Source organism: Phenylobacterium sp., assembly GCF_030681155.1.
Classification (GTDB): Bacteria; Pseudomonadota; Alphaproteobacteria; order Caulobacterales; family Caulobacteraceae; genus Phenylobacterium.
Map to the genome: position 1 here is coordinate 1 of NZ_JAUXXE010000040.1, position 3,543 is coordinate 3,543.

Here is a 3,543-nt window from a genome sequence, read left to right on the forward strand (position 1 = left end):
AACGGTCGATCGGCAACTTCAAGATCGGTTGGGAAAAGCAGCCGAAGCCGGTGATCCGGGCGCTGGGCATCGTCAAGCGCGCCGCCGCCGAAGCCAATATGGAACTCGGCAAACTCGACCCCAAGATCGGCGCGGCCATCGTCGCCGCCGCCCAGGAAGTCATCGACGGCAAGCTCGACGACCACTTCCCGCTGGTGGTTTGGCAGACCGGCTCCGGCACCCAGTCGAACATGAACGCCAACGAGGTGATCTCGAACCGCGCCATCGAGATGCTGGGCGGTGTCATGGGCTCCAAGAGCCCGGTCCACCCGAACGACCACGTCAATATGAGCCAGTCGTCGAACGACACCTATCCGACCGCGATGCACATCGCCTGCGCCGAACAGGTGGCCAAGGAACTGATGCCGGCGCTGGAGCACCTGCACGCGGCCCTCAAGGTCAAGGTCAAGGCCTTCGACCACATCATCAAGATCGGCCGCACCCACACCCAGGACGCCACGCCCCTGACGCTCGGCCAGGAGTTTTCCGGCTACTCGCAACAGGTCGCCAACGGCGTGCGGCGGATCAAGGACACCCTGCACGGCCTCTATGAGCTGGCCCAGGGCGGCACCGCGGTCGGCACCGGCCTGAACGCGCCGGTCGGCTTCGCCGAACTGGTCGCCAAGAAGATCGCCGACATCACCCACCTGCCCTTCATCACCGCGCCCAACAAGTTCGAGGCCCTGGCCGCGCACGACGCGATGGTATTCAGCCACGGCGCGATCAACACGGTCGCCGGCTCGCTGTTCAAGATCGCCAACGACATCCGCTTCCTGGGCTCCGGCCCCCGTTCGGGCCTGGGCGAACTGGCCCTGCCGGAGAACGAACCGGGCTCCTCGATCATGCCGGGCAAGGTTAACCCCACCCAGTGCGAGGCCCTGACCATGGTCTGCACCCAAGTGTTCGGGAACAACGCCACGCTCACCTTCGCCGGCGCCTCAGGCCACTTCGAGCTGAACGTCTTCAACCCGGTGATGGCCTACAACTTCCTGCAGTCCTGCCGCCTGCTGACCGACGCCTCGATCTCGTTCACCGACAACTGCGTGGTCGGCATCGAAGCGCGCGAAGACAACATCAAGGCCGCCCTCGAGCGCTCGCTGATGCTGGTCACCGCCCTCAACGGCAAGATCGGCTACGACAACGCCGCCAAGATCGCCAAGACCGCCCACAAGAACGGCACCACCCTGCGCGATGAAGCGGTCGGCGGCGGGTACGTGACCAACGAAGAGTTCGACGCCCTGGTCCGCCCGGAAAAGATGATCAGCCCGGGCTGATGTTCCAACTCGTCCGCGTCACCGACGAACTGCCCGGCGACTTCGAACGCCTGCGCTCGGCGGCGGCCGCCGATGGGTATCGTCACCTCGACAGGCTGAGTCAGGATTGGCTCACCGGCGCGCAGCGCTTCGCCGGCGACGGCGAGGCCCTGCTGGCCGCCTATCAAGAGGGCGAACTGGTCGGCATAGGCGGCGTCACCCGCGAGCCGTCCGAGACCGCCGAGCCGGCTCTGCGCTTGCGCCGCCTGTTCGTGCATCCCGGCGCCCGCAGAAACGGCGCGGCCCGAACCATCGTTGCGGCGCTGGTTCACGAAGGCTTCGACAACGCCACGCTGCTCACCGTACATGCCGGCGATGCAACGGCGAGCGCCTTCTGGGAAGCCCAAGGCTTCCGGCGCGTCACGGGGCGGGCCTGGTCACATGAGCTTCGCCGTTAGGGGGCTTCGGCGCCGCCTTGCAGAATGTTGATACAGCCGTAAGGCAGAGGCTTGCTGGCCGCCCTTTGTGCGCCGCAATATGGGTGCGCAGATGATCCTTCGATCATCCAGCCACCCCCCGGGGCGCCTATGCAGCCTGAAGCTCAATCCGACACCGCCCAGCCCCGCCGCGTACTCGTCCTTCAGGGTGGCGGCGCGCTCGGCTCTTACCAGGCCGGGGTCTATGAGGCTTTGCGCGAGGGAGAGCTGGACCCGAGCTGGGTCGCCGGAATCTCTATCGGCGCGGTGAACGCCGCGATCATCGCTGGAAACCCGCCAGAACTGCGCGTCGAGCGGCTGCGCGAATTCTGGAACCTCGTCACGTCTGGATGGACCCCGTCACCCCTGCCGATGATGGAGCAGGCCCGCGCGGCGATCAGCGACGCCAGCGCCGGCTGGGCGGTGGCGGGCGGCGTACCCGGCTTCTTCTCGCCGCGCCTGCTTAGGCCGTGGTTGCCGGCGACCCAGGACCCCGGCGCGCTCAGCTTCTACGACACCACGCCTCTACGCGAGACACTGGAGCGACTGGTCGATTTCGACCGCATCAACGCCAAGGAAACCCGCCTCAGCGTCGGTGCGGTCCACATCAAGACCGGCAACTTCGTCTATTTCGACAACCTGCATCAGAAGATCGGGCCCGAGCACATCATGGCTTCCGGCGCGCTGCCGCCCGGCCTGCCGCCGGTCGAGATCGAGGGCGAGTGGTACTGGGACGGCGGCCTGGTCTCCAACACCCCGCTTGAGTACGTGCTCGACACCGGCGCCGACGAGGACCTGATGATCTTCCAGGTCGATCTCTTCAACGCCCGCGGCCCGGTGCCCGTAACGCTTGGGGAGGCCGCCGAGCGCGAGAAGGACATCCGCTATTCCAGCCGCACCCGGCTGAACACCGACGCAAATCTGCGTATCCATCGCCTCAAGGCCGCGCTGCGCGACCTGCTGGCCACCCTGCCTGAACCGATGGCGAGCGACCCGAGCGTCGGACTGCTCAAGGATCTTTCCAAGGAGCATGCGGTCACGGTGATCCAGCTCATCTACCGCGCCAAGTCCTATGAGGGCGGCTTCAAGGACTTCGAGTTTTCGCGCCACACCATGCTCGACCATTGGTCTTCGGGCGTCGCCGACGCGGCCCGGTGCCGCCGCAAGCTTGATCGCTACGCCCACCGCCCGCAGGCCAACGCCACCGCCGTCTTCGATCCCGGCCGCGAAGCCGTGGAACAGGGCGAGCCCTAACTTTCAGCCGTCCGTCTCACCGCCCCAAGGAGCCTCCTCATGAGCCTCAAGTCCAAATCCGCCGTCGTCACCGGATCAACCAGCGGCATCGGTCTGGCCATCGCCCGCGCCCTGGCCCAGGAGGGCGCCAACGTTCTGATCAACGGCTTTGGTGATCCGGCCGCCATCGAAAAGGAACGCGCCGGCATTGAGGCCGAGTTCGGCGTGAAGGCCGTCTATTCCGGCGCCGACATGACCAAGCCCGAGCAGATCGCCGAGATGATCGCGCTGGCCGAGACCACCTTTGGCGCGGTCGACGTGCTGGTGAACAACGCCGGCATCCAGTTCGTCTCGCCGGTCGAGGACTTCCCAACCGAGAAGTGGGACCAGATCATCGCCATCAACCTGTCCTCCGCGTTCCACGCCATCCACGCCGCGGTCCCGGGCATGAAGTCCCGCGGCTGGGGTCGGATCATCTCCACGGCCTCGGCTCACTCGCTGGTGGGCTCGCCCTACAAGTCGGCCTATGTGGCGGCCAAGCA

The 3,543-nt window shown here is 66.3% G+C and carries 4 protein-coding genes; all 4 read left to right on the forward strand.

Going from position 1 to position 3,543, the window contains the following annotated elements; translation table 11 throughout:
- On the forward strand, positions 1 to 1,313 hold a 1,313-nt coding region (fumC, locus tag Q8M13_RS10355; RefSeq protein ID WP_305299877.1), incomplete at its 5' end, for a class II fumarate hydratase.
- On the forward strand, positions 1,313 to 1,750 hold the full coding sequence (locus tag Q8M13_RS10360) for a GNAT family N-acetyltransferase (RefSeq protein WP_305299878.1): 438 nt from the start codon (positions 1,313 to 1,315) through the stop codon (positions 1,748 to 1,750). The genes fumC and Q8M13_RS10360, both read left to right, overlap by 1 nt.
- A 129-nt stretch (positions 1,751 to 1,879) precedes the next feature.
- Positions 1,880 to 3,022, forward strand: a complete 1,143-nt coding sequence (locus tag Q8M13_RS10365; RefSeq protein ID WP_305299879.1) for a patatin-like phospholipase family protein — start codon at positions 1,880 to 1,882, stop codon at positions 3,020 to 3,022.
- A gap of 39 nt (positions 3,023 to 3,061) precedes the next feature.
- Positions 3,062 to 3,543, forward strand: a 482-nt coding sequence (locus Q8M13_RS10370; RefSeq protein ID WP_305299880.1) for an SDR family NAD(P)-dependent oxidoreductase, incomplete at its 3' end; no start/stop codon positions are given.